Here is a 20,337-nt window from a genome sequence, read left to right as displayed (position 1 = left end):
ATGGCCCGCAAGTACGACAACCGCAAGCTCTACTACTGGCTGATGGGCAGCTGTCTGGTGCTGATCGGGCTGGCGTGGTTCGTCGTGCGGCTGTTCTCGATTCCGGTCGCGATCGGGATGAGCGCGGTCGCCGCCGTACTGCCGCCGATCGCGGTCATCGTCGCGAACTGGGGTCAGGACTGATCCCAGGAGTGGGATCGAGGTAGAGGTGCCGGACCATCGGGTAGTGCCGGCGTACCTCGAAGTCGACCCGCTCGGCAAGCTGTTCGATCGCCGCGCCGGTGGTCTGCATGTCGGCCAGATCGACGGTCGCCACCACCAGAACCTGGTCCGGAGCGAGCCGGAGACTGAGCAGTTCGAGGACGCCGTCGATGCCTGGTGTGTCATTGATGATCGCGCGGATCCGCTGCTGTACGTCGTCCGGCAGTGCCCGGCCGATCAGCATCGCCTTGTTGTCGCGGCCGAGTGTGAAGGCGACGACGATCAGCAGTACGCCGATGCCGATCGACGCGGCGCCGTCCCACAGGTGCTGCCCTGTGACGACCGCGAGCGTCACGCCGACGGCCGCGATCAGCAGTCCGATCAGGGCGGCGGTGTCCTCGAATGCGACGGTCTTGACTGCCGGTTCTGCGTTTCTCAGGTGTTCCAGCGCAGGCAGGCCTTCCCTGCGGGCCTCCCGTCGTACCTGCCTGACTGCACGCAACCACGACGTACCTTCGAAGATCGCCGAGACTGCCAGGACCGTGTAGATCAACCCGAGTGAGGCGATCGGCTCTGGGTCGATGAGGGCTCGCAGACCTTCGGCGATCGAGAACCCCGCGCCGAGCACTAGGATGCCGACCGCGGCCAGCAGGGACCAGAAGTAGCGCTCCATTCCGTAGCCGAACGGGTGACGTGCGTCGGCGGGCTTCCGGCTGCGGTGGAGCGCGGTCAGCAGGAACGCCTGGTTCATGGTGTCCGCGACGGAGTGTGCCGCCTCGGCGAGCAGCGCGGTCGAGCCGGAGAGCAGGCCGGCGACCACCTTGGCGATCGCGATCGCCAGATTCGCCACTCCGGCCAGCAGTACGGTCCCGACGGATTCCTCAGCCACCCACCTCGCGTGCCCGTGGGGTGGACAGGTCAAACCGAGCCGGTGCTTCGTGGCATGTGGCATGCTCCGGGCTGTGGCGGCGATGGGTGCGGGACGGTTGCTCGGGACGAATCTGCGGATGCGGCGGGACGAGCAGGGCATCTCGCTGTCCGAGCTGGCCCGGCGGTCGGGGATCGCGAAGGGGACGCTCTCGCAACTGGAGTCCGGGGCGGGCAACCCGACGATCGAGACAGTGTTCAGTCTGTCGAACGCTCTGGGGGTCCCGGTGTCGGCGCTACTGAGCGAGTCGCCGAGTGCGGAGCTGGTCCTCGTACGGTCGGCGGACATCGACGTACTGTCCGGTGAAGCGATCGATCTGCGGATGCTGCGGCGGCTGGAGACACCCGGTGGGTTGTTCGAGGTCTACAACCAGGAGGTCCGGCCGGACGCCGTACAGCAGTCGGACGGGCATCCTGGGACCGAGCATCACATCGTCCTGACCGGGCGGCTGCGGATCACCTCGCGTGGCAGGACTGAGGAGTTGGGGCCGGGGGACTACCTGGCGTTCCGGGCCGGCGGGCCGCACGGGTACGAGGCGGTGGACGGTCTGGTGCGTTCCGTGCTGCTGCTGGAGTACCCGCCGGACGCGTACCCGATCACGCCGGGCAGCCCGCATCTGCCGGGGTAGTACAGGGTGAGTGCCCAGTGAGTGCTTGGTGAGTGCCGGATGAGTGCATTGACCGTGCCGAGGGTGGACGCGTAGGCTCGGTTTCGTTCATTTTACTGAACGGAGAGTCTGATGCCCGGTACCGCGATACCCGACGTGGTGGTCGTCGGCGCGGGCGTGATCGGCGCGGCCTGCGCCGAGGCGCTCTCCGCGGCGGGCGTCCGGGTGCTGGTGATCGATCGCGACGGCCCGGCCGCCGGTACGACGGCCTCCGGTGAGGGCAACGTGCTCGTCTCGGACAAGGAGCCCGGGCCGGAGCTCGAGTTGGCGATCGCCTCGCGGGCCGAGTGGGACGTCGTGCTGTCGCGGTTGCCTGAGCGGGTCGCCGATGTCGAGTGGGAGACCAAGGGCGGGGTCGTGGTGGCGACGACTGACCCCGAGCCGCTCAAGGCGTTCGCGGCCAAGCAGCGGGCGGCGGGCCTCGATGCTCGCGTGATCACGCCGATGGAGGCCTTCGAGCTGGAGCCTTTGCTGACTCCTCGGGTGACGGTCGGGGTCCACTACCCGGATGATGCGCAGGTGCAACCGGTGCTCGCGGCAACAGCTTTGCTCGCGGCCGTCCGGGACCGCGGTGGTGAGGTGCGCTCGGGGGTGACGGCTCGGGCGGTACGACGTTCGGCTCAGGGACGGGTTGTCGGGGTCGAGACCGATGACGGTGTGATCGCGTGCGGCGCCGTACTCAATGCCTGCGGGCCATGGGCTGGGTCGTTCAGTGCCGATGCGGGTGCGCCGATTCAGGTGCTGCCTCGGCGCGGGGTGATCCTGGTGACGGCGCCGCTGCCGGAATGCGTTCGGCACAAGGTGTACGACGCGGACTACGTCGGTGCGGTCGGGAGCGGCGACGCTGAGCTGCAGACGTCGACGGTGGTGGAGTCGACGCGGGCCGGGACGATCCTGATCGGCTCGAGTCGGGAGCGAATCGGGTTCGACGACTCACTCCGGGTGAAGGTGCTGCGTGAGCTTGCTGTGAAGGCGGTTGGGCTGTTTCCCTTCCTGGGCGACGTGCCGGTGATGCGGGCGTACGGCGGTTTCCGTCCTTATGCGCCGGATCATCTGCCGGTCATCGGGCCGGATCCTCGTACGCCGGGTCTGTGGCACGCGGCTGGTCACGAAGGTGCGGGCATCGGACTCGCGCCGTCGACCGGTCGGTTGATCACCGAGCTGTTCCTGGGACTGGCTCCCCATGTCGACCCGGATCCGTTCCGCGTCGACCGTCCGGCGGTGCTCGCCTCATGACCGCCTACCTCCGCCCCCGCGACGGCGACCCCGCCCGAGTCGGTACGCCGACGCCCGTCGACATCACCGTGGACGGCGAACCGGTGACCGCCCTGGCCGGCCAAACAGTCGCCGCCGCGCTGCTGTCCACCGGCCGAGACTCCTGGCGAACCACCCGCATCGCCGCACGCCCCCGCGGCGTCTTCTGCGGCATCGGCGCCTGCCACGACTGCCTCGTCATAGTCAACGGCACCCCCGACATCCGAGCCTGCCAACGCACCATCCAGCCAGCAGACACCATCACAACCCAACCAGGCGCAGCCCTACCCCAACCTGCAGACGGCCACCGGACAGTCGAAGCGCCAGCCCCCGCCCACGCGCAGCCTCGCGAGACGGCCCGCGACACGTCAGCCACCTCCCACGCGCAGGCTCGGGAGACGGCCCGCGGCACGTCAGCCAGCACCCACGCGCAGCCTTGGGCGGATCTGGCCTCGGGGTCCTCCCACTCTGCTTCCACCTCGGATGTCCCGCGGGTGGCTGACGTGGTTGTGGTGGGGGCTGGGCCAGCCGGGATCGCCGCAGCTTTGGCGGCTGCGGATGGTGGTGCGTCGGTGACGTTGATCGACGACGGGCGGAGTGTGGGCGGGCAATTCAACCGGCAACTGCCGGTGGAATTCGGGGCTCGGCGGGCCGGCCGGTTGCAGCACGGCTGGAAAGGATTCGTCACGCAGCGGGATCGGCTTGCGAGGCATGAGCGGATCACCCATCTCGCGGAGACTTCCGTGTGGGCGATGGAAGGCCTCCGACTGTGGGTGCAACAAGGACCAGCGGACAGCGCCGGACGACAGGTCTTCGCAGTTGACGCGAAGGCGATCGTCCTGGCCACAGGTGCCTACGACCGCGTACTTCCCTTCCCCGGTTGGGATCTACCGGGCGTCTACAGTGCCGGCGCCGCACAAGCACTGGCCAAAGGACAACGCATCGCCGTCGGCAAACGCGTACTCGTCGCAGGCACCGGCCCGTTCCTCCTCCCGGTAGCAGAATCGCTGATCGGAGTCGGAGCCGAGGTCGTCGAGCTACTAGAGGCCAACACCCTGCGAACAGTCCGCCGCGGCTGGCTCACCAACCCACTAGTTGCCTCCAGCAAATTCCGCGAGGCCCTCGGGTACGGCGCGCTACTGGCGAAGCATCGCATTCCGCTCCGTCACGGCTGGACGGTCGTCGCCGCACACGGCACCGACCACGTCGAAGCCGTCACCGTCGTACGGCTGGACGACTCGTGGCAGCCGATCACGGGCTCCGAGCGACGGATCGAGGTCGACGCGGTCTGTCTCGGCTTCGGCTTCACCGCTCAACTCGAGCTCGCAGTCTCCGCCCGCTGCAACCTCACGACCGGCCCGGACGGTGGCCCAGCAGTTGTCGTCGACGCCCACCAAGAAACCACCACCCCCGCTGTGTTTGCCGCCGGTGAGCTCACCGGAATCGGCGGCGCGGACCTAGCGGCTGCCGAAGGTCGAGTGGCCGGTGCAGCCGCCGCCCATCACGCGGGAGCAAGTACGCCGGACCCGCCTGGTGCCGGGGCAGCGGGAGACCGCGAGGGTCTGGCGGGCGCGATGGGGGCACGGGAAGCCGTCGTGCGTGGGCGACAGTTTGCGGAGGTGTTGGCGCGGGCGTATCCGGTACGGGACGGGTGGCGAGCGTGGAGCACGGCCGAGACCGTGGTGTGCCGGTGTGAGGAAGTCACGCGCGGAGAGATCGACGCGGCTGTGGCCGGACGTGGTGTGCAGGACGGCCGGGCGCTGAAGCTCAGCAGCCGCGCCGGACTGGGGATGTGTCAGGGACGGGTCTGTTCGCGGACCGTCGGTGCGCTGGTTGGTGCACCGGAATCATCGATGAAACGACCGATCGCCGTGCCGGTGAGGCTGCGGGATCTGGCAGAGGCTCAGGAGGATCTGTGACGGAGAAGTTGGAAGGCGTGATCGTTGCCACCGCGTTGCCGTACGCCGAGGACGCGTCGGCGCCGGCAGGTTTGCGTCCGGACCTGGACAAGTACGCCGAGCACTGCCGGTGGCTGGTCGACAACGGTTGCCGCGGAGTGGGCCCGAACGGCTCCCTCGGCGAGTACTCGTCGCTGACGGATGACGAGCGCCGTGCCGTCGCCCGCACGGCGATCGAGGCCGTCGGCAACGATGGCATCGTGGTGGTCGGCGTACATGGCGTCGGCGCACACCAGGCCCGCGCGTGGGCGGAGAAGGCGGCCGAGGACGGTGCGACCGGCGTACTGTGCCTGCCGCCGACCATGTACCGCGCGAACCGTGGCGAGGTGATCCACCACTTCACCGAGGTCGCGAAGGCCGGCCTGCCGGTGATGGTCTACAACAACCCACACGACACCAAGGTCGACCTGACCCCGGACCTGCTGGGCGAGATCGCGCAGATCGAGAACATCGTCGCGGTCAAGGAGTTCTCCGGAGACGTCCGCCGGATCCTCGAGATCCGCGAGGTCGCGCCGGACCTGGCCGTGATCGCCGGCGCCGACGACCTGACCCTCGAGGCCCTGCTGATGGGCGCGACCGGCTGGTTCGCCGGATTCCCGAACGTGTTCCCGAAGGAATCGGTCCGCTTGTTCGACCTCGCCGTACAAGGCAAGCTGGAAGAGGCGCGGGCGCTGTACGAGCCGCTGGTCGCCGCGTTCCGGTGGGACTCGCGGACCGAGTTCGTCCAGGCGATCAAGTACGGCATGGACTACGTCGGCCGGTACGGCGGTCCGTGCCGCCCGCCGCGTGGACCCCTGGTGCCCGAGCACCTCACCCAACTGGAGCAGGACATGAAGAAGGCCGTGGAGTCGCTGCGATGAGGTCCATCCGGACCATCAGCGCGATCGACTCGCACACCGAGGGAATGCCGACCCGCGTCGTCACCGGCGGGGTCGGCGTCGTCCCCGGTGCGACGATGGCCGAGCGGCGGGAGTACTTCATCAAGCACCTGGACGACCTGCGGCTGTTCCTGATGAACGAACCACGCGGGCACTCGGCGATGAGCGGCGCGATCCTGCAGCCGCCGACCCGGTCCGACGCGGACTGGGGCGTGCTTTACATCGAGGTGTCCGGCCTGCTGCCGATGTGTGGCCATGGCACCATCGGCGTCGCCACCGTGCTGGTGGAGTCCGGCATGGTCGAGGTGACCGAGCCGGTCACCAAGGTCCGCCTCGACACCCCGGCCGGCCTGGTCGTCGTCGACGTTGCCGTCAGCAACGGACGGGCCGAGCACGTAACGTTGCGCAACGTTCCGTCGTACAGCCATGCACTGGACGCGACGGTGGACGTTCCGGGACTCGGGAAGGTGACCTACGACCTCGCGTACGGCGGCAACTTCTACGCGATCCTGCCGTTGGAACAGCTCGGCCTCCCGTTCGACCGGGCCGAGAAGGACCGGATCCTGCAGGCCGGGCTGGACATCATGGACGCGATCAACGCGACCGACCGGCCCGTGCATCCGCTCGATCCGGGAATCAACGGGTGCAAGCATGTGCAGTTCACCGCGCCCGGTCTCGACGGTGCGGACTCGCGCAACGCGATGGCGATCCACCCGGGGTGGTTCGACCGGTCGCCGTGCGGGACGGGTACGTCGGCCCGGATGGCGCAACTGCATGCCCGCGGTGAGCTCGCGCTCGACACCGACTTCGTGAACGAGTCGTTCATCGGCACCCGCTTCACCGGACGCCTGATCGAGGAAACCACGGTCGGCGGGCGGCCGGCCGTCGTACCAACCGTGACCGGCCGAGCCTGGATCACCGGAACAGCCAACTACATGCTCGACCCCGACGACCCGTTCCCCGCCGGCTTCGTCCTCTAGCCCTGTCGCCTACTAGTTGAGGTGGTTCTGCCAGTCGGGCGGGACGTTGCCGCCGGGCGCCGGCTGGTCGACCGGGCGGGACTCCGGCGGTGCGAGCGCAGGACCCTCGTAGTACTGGGACTCGCCGTAGTGCCAGAACCAGTCCTCGCCCGGCTCGAAGCTGCGGACGATCTGGTGCCCGGTCGTGGACGCGTGAGCCGATGCATGCTGCGCAGGGGAGGAGTCACAGCACCCGATATGTCCGCACTGCGCACACCGGCGCAGGTGGAACCACCAGCCGCCGACCTCCAGGCACTCCGCGCACCCGGTCCCGCTCGGCGGAACCGTGCTGTCGATTCCCGGTGTCCCAGAACTCTCCGTCATACCGCACATCCTCGCCTGCCCACCGCCCCCAAACAAGCAGCCCAGGCACGCCCGACGCGTCCGCCGGGTGTGGCTCGGTCCTACTCGGGCCAGTCGGAGTTCTTGATCACGTCGACGAAGTCGCCGCGGTGGAAACCGGGGACGAAATGCTCCAGGACGTCGGCCTTGACGTTCCCGAAGGTCGTCTCCGGCCGGTCCTTGATGCCGTCCGTGAACGCGGCCAGGATCCGGTTCTTGAAGTCCGGCCGCGGGTGCGCCGCGACCACGGCCGCCCGCTGCTCGTCGGTGACCGCCAGATAACCGATGCCGAGGACATCCAGTTCGACACCGCGGGTGACGAGCGCGATCTCGGCCGCCATGTGCAACGGGATCTCCGGGGTCGTGTGCAGAGCGATGCCGGTCCAGACCCGATCGGCCGGCTCCCCGGTGACGCCGTGCGCCTGCAGGAAGCGGCGCGCTTCATCGGCGCCGTCGATCTCGAACCGCTGGTCGGTACGACGGAACCGGTCGGTCAGACCGAGGTCGTGGAACATCGCGCCGACGTACAGCAACTCCGGATCGAACTCGAGGCGCTGCTCCCGGCCGCGCAACGCACCGAACAGGAAGACCCGCCGCGAATGATCGAACAGCAGCGGTGACGCAACCTCACGGACCAGTTCGGTCGCCTCGCGGACCAGGGCACTGTCCGGGATCCGTACCCCGGCGATCTCTTCGCTCATCGTCGTTCTGCCTTCCTGATGTGGCCTCGTCTGTGCGTCCAGATTCGCTGGTGTGGCTACGCTGATGCCATGTCCAGAACGCCACGTGAACCACAGATTCGGACACATCGGATCGCCCTGGTGGTGTTCGACGGCGTGACCCTCCTCGACGTCAGCGGCCCTCTCGAGGTCCTTCACCAGGCCAACCGCAACGGCGCCCGGTACGAGTCGACTCTCGTCTCCCCAAGAGGTGGAGACATCGCGACATCCTCCGGTCCGACCCTCGCCGCCACCACAGCAGCAGCCGGGGCGGGTCCCTTCGACACGGTGATGGTCGCGGGAGCCGACCACCTGGTCGATCGAGTGCCCGGCGACCTGCTCGCCGCGGTCCGCGCTCTCACGGATCAGGCCGGCCGGGTGGCGTCCGTCTGCACGGGTGCCTTCGTACTCGCAGCAGTCGGGCTCCTGGACGGCCGGAGCGCCACTACCCACTGGCGTCACGCCCAGACCCTCGCCCGCCGCTATCCGTCAGTGCGTGTCGAACCGGACGCGCTACACATCCACGACGACCGGTACGTGACCTCGGCCGGTATCAGCGCCGGCATCGATCTGACCCTCGCCCTCGTCCAGGCGGACCATGGCGCGGAGGTCGCTCGCGAGATCGCCCGGGAGCTGGTCGTCTTCATGCAACGACCCGGCGGTCAGTCCCAGTTCTCCACAGCGATCGCAACCCCACCACCTCGCAGCGATCCACTCCGAGCAGTGACCGAATCTGTGGTCGCCGACCCCGCAGCTGACCACAGCCTGCCCGCCCTGGCCGCGTCGGCTGCCCTCAGCCCGCGGCACCTCACTCGCCTGTTCCACACCGAGTTCCACACCACGCCGGCCCGGTGGGTCGAACGTGTACGCCTCGACCGAGCCCAGCAACTTCTCCTCGACGGCCACAGCATCACCTCAGCCGCCCGGCTCAGCGGCCTCGGCAGCGACGAAACCCTCCGCCGAGCCTTCGCCAGACACCTCGGTACGACGCCCACCGAATACCTCCGCCGCTTCCGCGCGGCCGGATGACCAGCGTTTCGAGAAGAGGACAAAAGCTGGCCGCTTCCTGCTGCAGACTCGGAGACATGACGCAGACAACGCAGCAGCTCCCCGGTGGCAAGTCGACGATCACGCCGTACGTCGTGGTGAAGGGTGCCGCTCGCTTCCTGGACTTTGTCGAGCACACCTTCGAGGTCTGCACCAGCCTCCGCGTCCCCAACCAGGACGGCACCATCGGCCACGCCGAGGTGACCGTAGGCCACTCGGTCCTCATGACCTTCGACGCCGCCCCGGACTGGCAGGACACCCCCAGCTTCCTGAGCGTGTACGTCGACGACGTCGACAAGACCTACGCCCGCGCCCTCGACGCCGGCGCAACCGTCGTCACCCCGCTGATGTACTCCGGCATCACCGGCGACCGCGGCTGCCGGGTCAAAGACCCCCTCGGCAACATCTGGTGGCTCCAAACCCACCTCCAAGACGTAGACCCCGCCACCCTCCCCGACCTCTTCGCCAACCCAACCGAACTAGCCACCATGCGCGAAGCCCAAGCCTCCTTCGCCACAGAAATGCAAACAAGAACCACCAACGGCTGAGCCACCGGCCTCAGGCGTTCAGCGGTTGGTTCGTGTGGTGATGTGTTCGAAGAGACCCGGCTGGATGCGGGTGCGTACGCCGTTGGCCCATGGCTCGTCCAGTTCGTCGACGTCGAGGGCGGCGACGTTGTTCAGGAGCATGCCGTAGGCGAGGAACGACTTCACTGTTACTGGGTCCAGGCCTGTGGTGTCGGCGACCGTGTCCCACATGTGGGCGAGTCGCGTCCGGACAAGGTCGCGCACCTCGCTGTCACCGCAGGCCGCAAAGCCTTGCAACTGCAACAGGAGCGTGGTGCGCTCGGCGAGCAGTTCGTAGTACTGCGCACCCATCAGCGTTAATGCGTCGAGGCTTTGGGCGCCGGCGGCGGCTTGGGACATGCCGTCGCTGAAGCGGTCGAAGGCTGCGCCGACCAGCTCCAGGAACAGGGCCTTCTTGGTTCCGAACATCCGGAAGACGTAGGCCTGCGTGATCCCGGCCTCGCGCGCGATCGCCTCGATCGACGCGCCGTGCAGTCCGTGAGCCGCGAACTCACGCGCGGCGATCCCCAACAGCTGGGACCGCCGTTCAGATCCCCTCATGCGCGCAGCCATGGTGGCTAGGTTACTAGTTACTAACTACTAACTTGTACTGTGGTCGGGTGGACGCTGACACCTGGGCCGGTTTGGTTGACCAATTCGCCGATGGGGCCTACGCCACGGTGAAGGGGCGGGTGCGCACGTACGTGATGCACCAGCAGTTGCTCGAGCATCTGCCACCGCCTCCGGCGTCTGTGCTCGACGTTGGCGGCGGCGCGGGCCATCAGTCGTTCCCGTTGGCACGAGCGGGGTACGACGTGACGCTGCTCGATCCATCGCCCGCGATGCTGGACAAGGCGCGACAGCGACTCGAGGGATTGCCCGCTGAGGCCCAGCGACGGGTCACGTTTGTGGAGGCCGACGGTGCGAACGCCGGCGAAGCGGTCGATGGCCGACACTTCGACGCCGTGCTGTGCCACGGCGTGCTCGGCTACCTCGAGCAGCAGGAGCCCTTGCTCGACCAGTTGTGCCAACGCGCTGCTCCCGGTGGCATCGTCTCGATCATGGCGGGCAACGCCAACACGTCCGCGGTCCGGCCGGCCATGGAACGGCGATGGGACGACGCCCTGGCAGCATTCGACGCCACGGAAGAGATCGCAGTACTGGGGCTCCTGACTCGAGCCCACACCGTGGAGCAGCTCACCGACCTCCTGCGAATCCGGGACGTGGAGACTCTGCGCTGGTACGGCGTTTGGCTGTTCGTCGACTGGCTCGATTTCGCCGGAGCCGAGCTGGACCCCAGTGACACAAAGCAACTGGAAGCAACAGCCGCAGTAGAACTCGAAGCCGGCCGCCGAGACCCCTACCGCCAACTCAGCCGAATCTTCCACCTCATCGGCCGCAAAGGCCCGACCTGACGAAGACTATCGACTGCGCCTATCCGCCGCTGTAATGTGACAGTAAAGCGGCAGTTTTCTGGTTCGGCACGGCCGAGGAATCAGGAACTGACCGGGGGGGGCGCAAATGTCGAAATTGACAGGTATCTCTCTACCTCAGCAGATTGATAGTTCTTCGGAACTCATGGCGGCCCCAGCTGCTGAGGCAAGCCGGCCGAGCATGTGGCGTGCCAGGTAGGCCGGCCCTCAGCACTGACGGATACCTGTCATCGGAGTAGCCATGTCGTCCTGGCGTTTCATGCAAACAATTCCTTCAAGTCTCATCGGCATCGACGTCGTCAACCGCGATGTTGTGTGGGCCTCGGGTGGTTTCGACGGCCCTGGCGAACTCGGCAGTCCGGGACTGGTTGTCCGGACGTTGGACCGAGGAGGGTCCTGGGAGAACGTCACTCCTCCCGATGCCGGTCGTCTGACGTTTCGTGATGTCTACGCTTTCGATCGCGATCAGGTCCTGGCGCTGGCGTCCGGTGTGCTCCAAGGTTCGAGGATTTATCGGACTGTCAACGGCGGGCAGGATTGGAAGCTGGTGTTCGAGAATTGGGAGGCGGACGCGTTCTACAACGGCATCGCGTTCTTTGATGCCGTGAATGGTATTGCGATGAGCGACCCGGTCCAGGGCACATTCCGGATCCTGATCACGGACGACGGTGGCTGGACCTGGAAAGTCGCCCCCACCAAGGGAATGCCTGACGCTCTGCCCGACGAGTTCGGGCGCGCGACTGGGACCTGTCTGGTCACCAAGGGTCCTCACGATGCCTGGTTCGGCACCGGGTCGAAGGATGCCAACGGTCGCGTGTTCCATACCGGCGATCGTGGTCGCACTTGGTCGGTGGCAGACACCCCGATACCCGGTGACCCGGAGTTCGGCATCGCTTCGTTGGCCTTCTGGGATACCAGGCACGGCTTGGCGCTCGGGGGTGGCGACCCGTCCTCCAACAAGCCGAGCGTGGCTGCCAGGACCACCAATGGAGGCAGGACCTGGAAGCGGGTGCGATCGCTGGCTGGCTTCCGAATCAACATGGCGGTGGATCCGAGCCGACGAGACACCGCCGTGGCCGTTGGTATGTCGGGCAGTGACATCACCGCCAACGGTGGGCGTAGCTGGCGCTGGTTCGACCAGAACGACCTGCGCGGTGTCAGTTGCACAGAAGACGCCTGCTGGGCCGTAGGCAAGGACCTCAAGGCCGCCGAGCTACTGCGATGACAACGCCCGCCGTGTACTGCAGCCGCCGCGGCGCTGATCGGATCGGAGCAGACCATGGTGATTCCTGAGTTCTACGTGAGCCCGCCGCCACCTGGAGTAGATCCCGTGCCGGAGGGGTCGGGCACGTTGGAGGACCCGTACCACCTGATCGCGCAGGGCATCACGGCCGCGGCCGATGGCGGTTTCGTCTACCTGCGGGGCGGGACCTATGTGGAGTCGATCAATCTCACCGGCGTGAAGGGGACCGACTCGGTCAAGCTCGTGGTCAAGCCATACAAGCTCGAGCGGGTGACCATCGACTCCACCGTCGCCGAGTTCCGTGGCGCATCGTTCGCAACCGACTGGCAACCCGTGACCGGGCATCCTGGCGAATACGAATCGACGCGTCGGTTCGAGCAGGTGCCTGGGGCCCGCTCCACGGTGGTCCGCAAGGGCGCGTTTCTGAACGCGGGCCGGTACACGCGGCTGGTCACCTACGACCGTGTCGAGGACCTGCGTTCTCCGAACCAACTCTGGCCGAACCCCGAGGACCTGGCGGACAATCCGGACCAACTCGGGCCGGACGTGTCCCATGAGCAGCTCACCGACGATGACCAGTCGTTCGCGCCGAAGAGGCGATATCGGCCGTTCGTGTACATGGGCCCCGGTATCTGGTTCGACGAGAGCGACGACGGACGCAGAGTCCATATCCGTCTGTCGCACACGTCTAACCTGATCGACGGATGGCCGGACTACACCGGGAAGACGGACCCACGGCAACTGCGCCTGGCTCTGTCCACCGCCGAGAGCCACGTCCTGCGGCTGGTGACCTGCGAACACATGGTGTTCCAGAACCTCACCCTGCGGTTCGGTGACGAAGACACGGTCCGGCTCCGGAACTGCACCGACATCACCTTCGACCACGTTCGGGTCTGGGCAACCAGTCGCGGGATCCGGCTCCAGACCGAGTCGGAAAACCCCGGTGAGGCCAACACGGACATCGAGGTCAAGCACTGTCTGATCGACGGCGGCCTCCCGACGTGGTTCTTCCGCAGCGACCGCAAGGACACGTACAGGTTCCGCCCGGCGCCGGATGCTGCCGTGGTCGAGAACCGGCTCGGCGCGTCCACCGGTGGGGTGCTGCTGTCCTCGGACGAAGGCGCCGTGCGCGTTTCGGTGCATCATTGCGAGATTGTCAACGGGCATGACATCTCGGTCGCATTCGGCGATCAGATGCGCTTCCACCACAACTGGGTGCACAACATCAACGACGACAGCATGATCGTGGCCGGCGTACCGGGGACCAAGGACGCGAGGATCTACCAGAACGTGATCACGCAATGCCTGACGGCGCTGAGCTTCGCCGGAGGCGGTGTCGGGCAGATCTCCATCTTCCGGAACTTGATCGACATCCGGCGCCCGACCCTGGGAAACCGGCCGCGCAGCCAGACCGAGCAGCGATCGTTGCGACACGGCCAGTTCTACAAGGACGGCACGGACGAAGGACCGTTCGACCTGTTCCACAACACCTGCATCGTCCTCGACCCTGGGGCTGTCGGCGCGGCGCGCGAGGAGATCGTGCTCACCGCCTTCGGCCACTACAAGCCGCTGGGCCCTGCTGGTCGACGGAGGGCGTACAACAACATCTTCGTGGCGGTGTACTCGCGACCGGGCGAGGCCAGGACGATCGCTTTCCTGCCACCGAGTGAGTTCCCCGGACCGACGGATGGGAACACCTACCACCGATTCGGCACCGGCCCGGAGAAGAAGTTCTTCGTGACGATCACAGGCGACCCCGATCACTTCGACCAGTACCCGGACCTTGCCGACTATGTGCAAGCCGAATCGCCGCAGGAGCAGAACGGCCAGTCGAACGATCCCGCGTTCAAGTCGCTCGACACCCCCGGTTCGCCGCAACCAGGCGACGACCTGCGACTGAAGGCGGAGAGTACCGCTCGCGACAGCGCCGTTCCGCTGCCCGACGAGTTGCAGGAGATGGACATCGAGGCGGGTGGGTTCTGGTTCCGGCCCTCGCGGGACCGAGGCTGCTACCGCCACCCGGCGGAGCGGCTGCGCGTGGGCGTCGACGGGCGGCGGAGGTTCCCACCTCTCACCTAGGTGAAGCGGAGGGGTTGGCCGGGGCGGAGTTGGGTGCAGGGGTTGAGGTGAGGGGTGGTGACGTAGGCGATGACGGGGTAGCCGCCGGTGACGGGGTGGTCGGCGAGGAAGATGACGGGGAGGCCGGAGGGTGGGATCTGGATGGCGCCCAGGGTCATGCCTTCGCTGGCCAGTTCGCCGGTGCGCGCGCGTTCGAGGGGTTCGCCGTCCAGGCGGACGCCGACGCGGTTGCTGTTGCTGCTGACGGCATACGACTGGGTGGTGAAGGTCGCCCAGGCGGCGTCGGTGAACCAGTCGCGTCGGGGGCCGGGGGTTACGCGTACGACGACTTCGCCGGTGGGCGGGTCGGCGACGGGGGCCAGGTCGACGCCGGGCATCGGGTTGTAGGAGCAGCCGACCGGCAGGGTTACGCCGGCGGTGAGTGGTGCGGGACCGAGGCCGGAGAGGAGATCGGTCGAGCGGGACCCCAGGACCGGCGGTACGTCGATTCCGCCGCGGACGGCGACGTACGTGCGGAGACCGGTCCGCGGCGGGCCGAGTCGGAGTACCTGGCCGGACTTGATCACGGCCGGTGCGTTGAACGGGACGCCGGGGCAGGGTGCGCCGGTGATGGCGATGGTCAGGTCGTTGTCGGCGTGCAGTACGAGGCCGCCGAAGGTGACCTCGATCGCGGCGGCACCGTCGTGGTTTCCGACCAGGCGGTTGGCGAGGGCGTACGACGCGCGGTCGCAGGCGCCGGACGTGGGGATGCCGAGGGACGCCTGTCCGGCTCTGCCGGCGTCCTGGATTGTTGCTAAAGGCCCCGTTTCGAGGATGGTGAGGCTGGTCATCCACGGCCCGCGTCGACGAACCGGACCCGGCGGCCCGGATGGAACAGAGCGGCCGGATCGCGCTCCTGGTCGAAGATCTTCACGTCGGTTCGCCCGATCAGTTGCCACCCACCCGGCGACTCTCGCGGGTAGACCCCACTGAACTCCCCAGCCAGAGCCACGGCTCCCGTCGGCACCTTTGTCCGTGGGGACTGACGTCGTGGGATGTCCCACGTCGCGGTGGACGTGAGGTAGCCGAAGCCGGGGGAGAAGCCGCAGAAGGCGACGGTCCACTCAGCTGCCGTGTGGCGTTCGACCACCTCGGCGATGCTGCAGCCCAGCACCTCGGCGACGTCGGCAACATCCTCACCGTCGTAGACGACCGGAAGCTCGATCAGATCTCCAATCGCGTGGGCTCCGTCAGCAGGTGTGACAGCGCGCAGGACGCGAGACAGCGCGTCCAGACCACCGGAAGTCGTGACCATGACGGTGCGGGCGGCCGGGACGATGTCTATGACGTCGGCGGGTGGTGAGGCGGTGAGGGCGGTGTAGTAGCCGAGGACCTGGTCGAGGGTGTCGAGTTCGACCAGGAGCGCGTGGTCGCCGGAGGGCAGGATCCGCATCACTGGGTGAACGGGCTCAACGTCACGCCCGCCCCCTCCATCGCGGACCGGACCTTGCGTGCGATGTCGACCGCGCCCGGCGTATCGCCGTGGACGCAGATCGAGGCCGGCTCGACCTTCAGCGTCCCACCCTCGATGTCGTGGATCGGCTGCCCGGTGGCCATCGCCGTACACCGGGCAGCGATCTCGTCCGCGTCATGCAGCACCGAGCCGGGCTCGCGCCGCGACACCAAGGTGCCGGAGGGTGTGTACGCACGGTCCGCGAAAGCCTCGTGTACGACGGGCAGTCCGGCGTCGGCCGCGAGCCGCAGCCAGGCCGACCCGGGCAGGCCGAGCACCGGCAGCGAACGGTTGTAGTCGGCGACCGCGTCCACGACGGCAGCGGCTTGCTCGAGATGGTGGCCGATCGTGTTGTACAGCGCGCCGTGCGGCTTCACGTACCGGACCCGGTCGCCCGCGATCCGCGCGAAGCCGTCCAGCGCGGCGATCTGGTACACGACCTCGTCGCGCAGTACCGACGGCTCGATGTCGACGAAGCGCCGGCCGAATCCCGCCTTGTCGGCGTACCCCACGTGGGCCCCGATCGCCACGCCACGCGAGACAGCCCGCGCGGTGACTCGGCGCATGATCGACGGGTCGCCGGCGTGGAAGCCACAGGCCACGTTGGCGCTGGTGACGACGTCCAGCAGGGCGTTGTCGTCACCCATCGGCCACGATCCGAATCCCTCACCGAGATCGGCGTTGAGGTCCATGAACACTCCTCCAAGTTAGAACAGGGCGACGATCGAACGAACGGCCAGATACACGGTGAGCAGCCAGGCCGCCCCACCAAGCCAGAGCAGCCGCCGCGGGTAGCGATGGCCGCGGAGCAGGTCGGGGCGCTGCCATGCCACCCAGAGAAGCACGCCGATCCCCAGCGGCAACAGCAACCCGTTGAACGCTCCCGCGAACACGAGCAACTGGGCAGGCGCAGTACCGACGGCCAGGTAGATCGCTGTGCTGACCGCGATGAACAGCACGACGAGGACCGTCCTGGTCCCTTCCGACGTCTTCGTCCGCGAGGTGACGAAGGTGACAGTCGTGTACGCCGCTCCGATCACGCAGGCGATCGAGGCCGCCCACAGCACCACCCCGAAGGCGCGCAGGCCGAACTCGCCGGCCGCGTGCTGGAAGGCCGAGGCGGTCGGGTTCGCCGGGTCGAGCGTCGCTCCACCCGCGACGACACCGAGTACGGCGAGGAAGATGGCGACCCGCATCAGGCCGGTGAGCAGGATCCCGCCGACCGCCGCGCGAGTGATGTCCCGGACGTACGGCGGCCCGGACACCCCGGAGTCGAGGAGCCGGTGGGCACCGGCATACGTGATGTAGCCGCCGATCGTTCCGCCGATCAGCGTGGTGATGACGAGGAACTCCGCGTGGGACGGCAGTACGACGTTCCGCAGCGCCTGGCCGACCGGTGGGTCCGAGGTGATCGCGACGTACCCGGTGAGCAGGATGATCACGCTGCCGAGAATGATCACGGCCCGATCCATCGCGACCCCGGCCCGCCGGGACAAGAAGATGCCGATGGCAATGACTGCGGAGAGTGCGCCGCCGAGGCGCGGATCCAGCCCGATCATGGCGTCGGTGCCGAGCCCGGTGCCGGAGACGTTGCCGATCGTGAAGACGAGTCCACCGGCGAACAGCAGCGCGGACATCGCCGTACCGAGTCTGGGGGCGACCAGGTTGCCGAGCTCCTGGGCCCGGCGCCCGGAGACACCGATCACCCGCCACACGTTCAACTGCACCGCGATGTCGACCAGCACTGAGACGACGATTGCGAACGCGAACGCCGCGCCGAGCGACACCGTGAACAGTGTGGTCTGGGTGATGAACCCCGGCCCGATCGCGGAGGTGGCCATCAGGAACATCGCGCCGATCAGCGTCGACCGGCTGCCGGTCTTCATCGCGTTGTCCGGCGTCTTCCGTCCGGCCGCGGGGGCGAGCCGGCGGGCATAGGGATTGGTCCGGCGGGTGACTGGCTTCGTGGTGGGCCGCCGCGGTGGGCGGTGCGGACGTTTCGAGGTGGGCGTCGACATGGGCGTGTCTCCAGGGTCTGGCGGGCTGCTGTCGGGATGGGCTCCATGGCTGTGAGTAACGAGGGATGACTTGAGCGTAGAGATTGTTCAACAATCCTGCAAGAGTCTTGTTCCACTAAACTTCCCCTCACCGCCTCGGGTGGGCGATGATGCGGAGATGAGCACGGGTGGGGCCGACGAGGGCCGGCAGGCATGGTTGCGGACAGTGGCCGACGATGTCGCGCGGCTGGACCGCAGTAGTTCGGCCGAGCGGGCCGCCGACATCCTGCGCCGCAGCATCACCGAGGGCGCGCTGCCGCCCGGCGCCCAGCTCTCCGAGATCGAGCTGACGGAGGTCCTGGAGGTCAGCCGGAACACGCTGCGGGAAGCGTTCCGGCTGCTCACCCACGAGGGGCTGCTGGTCTACAAGCTGCACCGCGGGGTGTTCGTCCCGGAGCTGGACGAGCGGGACGTGATCGACCTGTACCGGCTGCGCCGCGTGCTCGAGGTCGACGTCGTCCGCGGCCTGGCCGAGCGTGACCCGGAGCTGCCGGCCAGCCGGCTCGAGCCGTTGCAGGCCGACGTCGAAGCAGCCGAGGCGGCCGCGCTCGTCGACCGCTGGCCGGCCGTCGGTACGGCGAACATGCGGTTCCACGAGCACCTGATCGGTCTGGCCGACAGCACGCGGATGGACGCGATGACCGGGCGCCTGCTGGCCGAGTTGCGGCTGCTCTTCCACGTGATCGCGACCCCGCGCGAGCTGCACGAGCCGTACATCGCACGCAACCGCGGGCTGTTCGAGCTGCTCGAGGCGCGCAAGTACGAGCAGGCCGCGGCCGACCTGCACCAGTACCTGCTCGACAGCGAGCAGGGGATTCTCGAAGCATTCCGGGCTCGCTGATCCAACAGGCGATAAGGGCTTGCGCGCTCCGCCACGACCTGAGTTGATACCTGTAACCGTCAGCTGCAAAGGGGAGCACAGCGCATGACCGACGACGACCGTACCGAGCAGACACCCAAGTCCTACCGCCCGATCGACGCGAAGGGGTTCCGGGAGTCCATCTCGCGCGGCTGGGGGCCCGTCGACCGATCCGTGACCGTGCCGGAGGGACTTGCCGAGGCCGCGGCCGAACACCGGCGCAAGCTGTCGGCGTCGCTGCCGGGCCGGCGGATCGCGATCGCGGCCGGCCGTGCGCCGGTTCGTTCGAACGACACCGACTACATGTTCCGCGCCGACAGCGACTTCGTCTGGCTCACCGGTTGCCAGGCCGAAGGCGCCGTACTGGTGCTGTCGGCCGACGGCGAGGCGACGCTGTACCTGCGCGAGACCGCTGGGCCGGACGAGGCCGACTTCTTCGCCAACGCGCGCGACGGTGAGCTGTGGATCGGGCCGGTGCCCGGGCTGAAGGACTGGTCGGACGCGCTGCAGATCCCCTGCCGCCCGATCGAGGAGCTGCCCCAGGGCGTGCGCGGCGCGGTGCCGTTCATGCTGTCGGTGCCCGGCGTCGAGCCGATGCTGGACGCTTTGGTCCGGACCTCCCCGACGGACGGGAACTCGCTGCGCCAGACGCTGGCGGAGCTGCGCCGGATCAAGGACGACTGGGAGCTGGACCAGCTGCGGGAGGCCGTCGCGGCCAGCGTGCTCGCGTTCGGCGACGTGGCGCGTGAGCTGCCGGAGGCGATCCGGGGCGGCGGGGAGCGGTGGCTGCAGGGGACCTTCGACCGGCGCGCGCGGACCGCGGGCAACGGCGTCGGGTACGCCTCGATCGTTGCTGCTGGCAATCATGCGCCGGTGCTGCACTGGGTCCGCAACGACGGCCCGGTGAACGAGGGCGACGTGATCCTGCTGGACGCCGGCGTCGAGACCCGGACGCTCTACACGGCCGACGTGACCCGGACGTTCCCGGCCACCGGCGAGTACACCGCGGCCCAGCGGCAGGTGCACGACCTGGTGCACAAGGCCCAGTTGGCGTCACTCGACGCCGTCAAGGTCGGAGCGCCGTACCGCGCCTTCCAGTACGAGGCGATGCGGGTGCTGGCCGAAGGGCTGCGCGACTGGGGGCTGCTCGACGTCTCGATCGACGAACTGCTCGGCCCGGACGGGCAGCAGCACCGCCGTTTCATCGTGTGCGGGACGGGCCACTACATCGGCCTCGACGTCCACGATTGTGACGCTTCGCGTCCGGAGGCGTACTTCGCCGGCGACATCGAGGCCGGGATGGCGCTAGCGGTCGAGCCTGGGCTCTACTTCCACCCGAACGACGAGACCGTGCCGCCGGAACTGCGCGGTATCGGAATCCGGATCGAGGACAACGTCGTGGTCCACTCCGACCGGCTCGAGATCCTCACCAAGGACCTTCCGATCACCACCGACGGCCTGGAGAAGTGGACGCGGTCCCACCTCGACGCGCGGTGACCGGTCGACTCCGGAAAATTACCCATCACAAGCAGTAACACTGAGGCCCTCGGCAACGATGTAGGGAGCGGGGGAGGGTCGAACTCGGCTCGGCGCGT

The 20,337-nt window shown here is 67.9% G+C and carries 21 protein-coding genes; 13 read left to right on the top strand and 8 right to left on the bottom strand.

Annotated features, from left to right (window positions below):
- Entirely contained in the window at positions 1 to 183 is a 183-nt protein-coding gene (locus tag ACGFH6_RS06520; RefSeq protein WP_131359803.1) for a DUF3099 domain-containing protein, read from the top strand.
- Here ACGFH6_RS06520 and ACGFH6_RS06515 read toward each other — a convergent pair.
- Positions 155 to 1,090, bottom strand: a complete 936-nt coding sequence (locus ACGFH6_RS06515; protein ID WP_393381043.1) for a cation diffusion facilitator family transporter — start codon at positions 1,088 to 1,090, stop codon at positions 155 to 157. The two genes, ACGFH6_RS06520 and ACGFH6_RS06515, sit on opposite strands and share 29 nt — an antisense overlap.
- A gap of 61 nt (positions 1,091 to 1,151) precedes the next feature.
- On the opposite strand from ACGFH6_RS06515, the gene ACGFH6_RS06510 reads away from it, so the two are divergent.
- The 5 genes from ACGFH6_RS06510 (at position 1,152) to ACGFH6_RS06490 (ending at position 6,866) form a co-directional block, all read left to right on the top strand.
- Positions 1,152 to 1,757: a helix-turn-helix domain-containing protein gene (locus ACGFH6_RS06510; RefSeq protein WP_393381041.1), complete on the top strand. Its 606-nt coding sequence runs from the start codon at positions 1,152 to 1,154 to the stop codon at positions 1,755 to 1,757.
- Positions 1,758 to 1,868: 111 nt separating this feature from the next.
- Positions 1,869 to 3,032: an NAD(P)/FAD-dependent oxidoreductase gene (locus ACGFH6_RS06505; protein ID WP_393381039.1), complete on the top strand. Its 1,164-nt coding sequence runs from the start codon at positions 1,869 to 1,871 to the stop codon at positions 3,030 to 3,032.
- Positions 3,029 to 4,969, top strand: a complete 1,941-nt coding sequence (locus ACGFH6_RS06500) for an FAD-dependent oxidoreductase (protein ID WP_393381038.1) — start codon at positions 3,029 to 3,031, stop codon at positions 4,967 to 4,969. The genes ACGFH6_RS06505 and ACGFH6_RS06500 overlap by 4 nt, the downstream gene beginning before the upstream one ends.
- The gene (locus ACGFH6_RS06495; protein WP_393381036.1) at positions 4,966 to 5,868 is read left to right on the top strand and encodes a dihydrodipicolinate synthase family protein; all 903 of its coding nucleotides are present in this window, start codon (positions 4,966 to 4,968) and stop codon (positions 5,866 to 5,868) included. Before ACGFH6_RS06500 ends, ACGFH6_RS06495 begins: the two co-directional genes overlap by 4 nt.
- The gene (locus tag ACGFH6_RS06490) at positions 5,865 to 6,866 is read left to right on the top strand and encodes a proline racemase family protein (protein WP_393381035.1); all 1,002 of its coding nucleotides are present in this window, start codon (positions 5,865 to 5,867) and stop codon (positions 6,864 to 6,866) included. The genes ACGFH6_RS06495 and ACGFH6_RS06490 overlap by 4 nt, the downstream gene beginning before the upstream one ends.
- Positions 6,867 to 6,878: 12 nt before the next feature.
- On the opposite strand, the gene ACGFH6_RS06485 is transcribed toward ACGFH6_RS06490, so the two are convergent.
- Positions 6,879 to 7,229: a UBP-type zinc finger domain-containing protein gene (locus ACGFH6_RS06485; RefSeq protein WP_393381034.1), complete on the bottom strand. Its 351-nt coding sequence runs from the start codon at positions 7,227 to 7,229 to the stop codon at positions 6,879 to 6,881.
- Between the two features lie 80 nt (positions 7,230 to 7,309).
- Positions 7,310 to 7,948 (bottom strand): HD domain-containing protein, encoded by a 639-nt coding sequence (locus ACGFH6_RS06480; protein WP_393381032.1) that lies wholly within the window; start codon positions 7,946 to 7,948, stop codon positions 7,310 to 7,312.
- 69 nt (positions 7,949 to 8,017) lie between these two features.
- Between ACGFH6_RS06480 and ACGFH6_RS06475 the strand changes: the two genes are divergently transcribed.
- Both ACGFH6_RS06475 and ACGFH6_RS06470 read left to right on the top strand, forming a co-directional pair.
- Positions 8,018 to 8,995, top strand: coding sequence for a GlxA family transcriptional regulator (locus tag ACGFH6_RS06475; protein ID WP_393381031.1), 978 nt, complete (start codon positions 8,018 to 8,020; stop codon positions 8,993 to 8,995).
- A gap of 56 nt (positions 8,996 to 9,051) precedes the next feature.
- Positions 9,052 to 9,561: a VOC family protein gene (locus ACGFH6_RS06470; protein WP_393381029.1), complete on the top strand. Its 510-nt coding sequence runs from the start codon at positions 9,052 to 9,054 to the stop codon at positions 9,559 to 9,561.
- 18 nt (positions 9,562 to 9,579) lie between these two features.
- Here ACGFH6_RS06470 and ACGFH6_RS06465 read toward each other — a convergent pair whose 3' ends face one another.
- Positions 9,580 to 10,140, bottom strand: coding sequence for a TetR/AcrR family transcriptional regulator (locus tag ACGFH6_RS06465; RefSeq protein WP_393381028.1), 561 nt, complete (start codon positions 10,138 to 10,140; stop codon positions 9,580 to 9,582).
- A 59-nt stretch (positions 10,141 to 10,199) separates the two neighbouring features.
- Here ACGFH6_RS06465 and ACGFH6_RS06460 point away from each other — a divergent pair, with 59 nt between their 5' ends.
- The 3 genes from ACGFH6_RS06460 (at position 10,200) to ACGFH6_RS06450 (ending at position 14,334) form a co-directional block, all read left to right on the top strand.
- Positions 10,200 to 10,994 (top strand): class I SAM-dependent methyltransferase, encoded by a 795-nt coding sequence (locus tag ACGFH6_RS06460; protein ID WP_393381026.1) that lies wholly within the window; start codon positions 10,200 to 10,202, stop codon positions 10,992 to 10,994.
- Between the two features lie 259 nt (positions 10,995 to 11,253).
- Positions 11,254 to 12,237 (top strand): WD40/YVTN/BNR-like repeat-containing protein, encoded by a 984-nt coding sequence (locus ACGFH6_RS06455; RefSeq protein WP_393381025.1) that lies wholly within the window; start codon positions 11,254 to 11,256, stop codon positions 12,235 to 12,237.
- Between the two features lie 54 nt (positions 12,238 to 12,291).
- Positions 12,292 to 14,334: a hypothetical protein gene (locus ACGFH6_RS06450; RefSeq protein ID WP_393381024.1), complete on the top strand. Its 2,043-nt coding sequence runs from the start codon at positions 12,292 to 12,294 to the stop codon at positions 14,332 to 14,334.
- On the opposite strand, the gene ACGFH6_RS06445 is transcribed toward ACGFH6_RS06450, so the two are convergent.
- From ACGFH6_RS06445 to ACGFH6_RS06430, 4 genes are read right to left on the bottom strand one after another with little or no spacing between them, the layout of a single operon-like run.
- Positions 14,331 to 15,164 (bottom strand): biotin-dependent carboxyltransferase family protein, encoded by an 834-nt coding sequence (locus ACGFH6_RS06445; RefSeq protein ID WP_393381022.1) that lies wholly within the window; start codon positions 15,162 to 15,164, stop codon positions 14,331 to 14,333. The two genes, ACGFH6_RS06450 and ACGFH6_RS06445, sit on opposite strands and share 4 nt — an antisense overlap.
- Complete coding sequence (locus ACGFH6_RS06440; RefSeq protein ID WP_393381021.1) at positions 15,161 to 15,766, bottom strand: allophanate hydrolase subunit 1; 606 nt, start codon at positions 15,764 to 15,766, stop codon at positions 15,161 to 15,163. The genes ACGFH6_RS06445 and ACGFH6_RS06440 overlap by 4 nt, the downstream gene beginning before the upstream one ends.
- On the bottom strand, positions 15,766 to 16,518 hold the full coding sequence (locus ACGFH6_RS06435) for a LamB/YcsF family protein (protein ID WP_393381020.1): 753 nt from the start codon (positions 16,516 to 16,518) through the stop codon (positions 15,766 to 15,768). The genes ACGFH6_RS06440 and ACGFH6_RS06435 overlap by 1 nt, the downstream gene beginning before the upstream one ends.
- A 15-nt stretch (positions 16,519 to 16,533) precedes the next feature.
- Positions 16,534 to 17,844 (bottom strand): NRAMP family divalent metal transporter, encoded by a 1,311-nt coding sequence (locus ACGFH6_RS06430; RefSeq protein WP_393381018.1) that lies wholly within the window; start codon positions 17,842 to 17,844, stop codon positions 16,534 to 16,536.
- Between the two features lie 157 nt (positions 17,845 to 18,001).
- On the opposite strand from ACGFH6_RS06430, the gene ACGFH6_RS06425 reads away from it, so the two are divergent.
- Positions 18,002 to 18,724 (top strand): GntR family transcriptional regulator, encoded by a 723-nt coding sequence (locus ACGFH6_RS06425; protein WP_393381016.1) that lies wholly within the window; start codon positions 18,002 to 18,004, stop codon positions 18,722 to 18,724.
- 84 nt (positions 18,725 to 18,808) lie between these two features.
- Positions 18,809 to 20,239, top strand: coding sequence for an aminopeptidase P family protein (locus ACGFH6_RS06420; RefSeq protein WP_393381014.1), 1,431 nt, complete (start codon positions 18,809 to 18,811; stop codon positions 20,237 to 20,239).
- The last annotated feature ends 98 nt before the right edge of the window (positions 20,240 to 20,337 follow it).

This window comes from Kribbella sp. NPDC049227, assembly GCF_043197265.1.
Taxonomy (GTDB): Bacteria; Actinomycetota; Actinomycetes; order Propionibacteriales; family Kribbellaceae; genus Kribbella.
The sequence above is the reverse complement of the archived record's forward strand: the minus strand, read 5'-3'. Positions and strand labels throughout refer to the sequence as shown.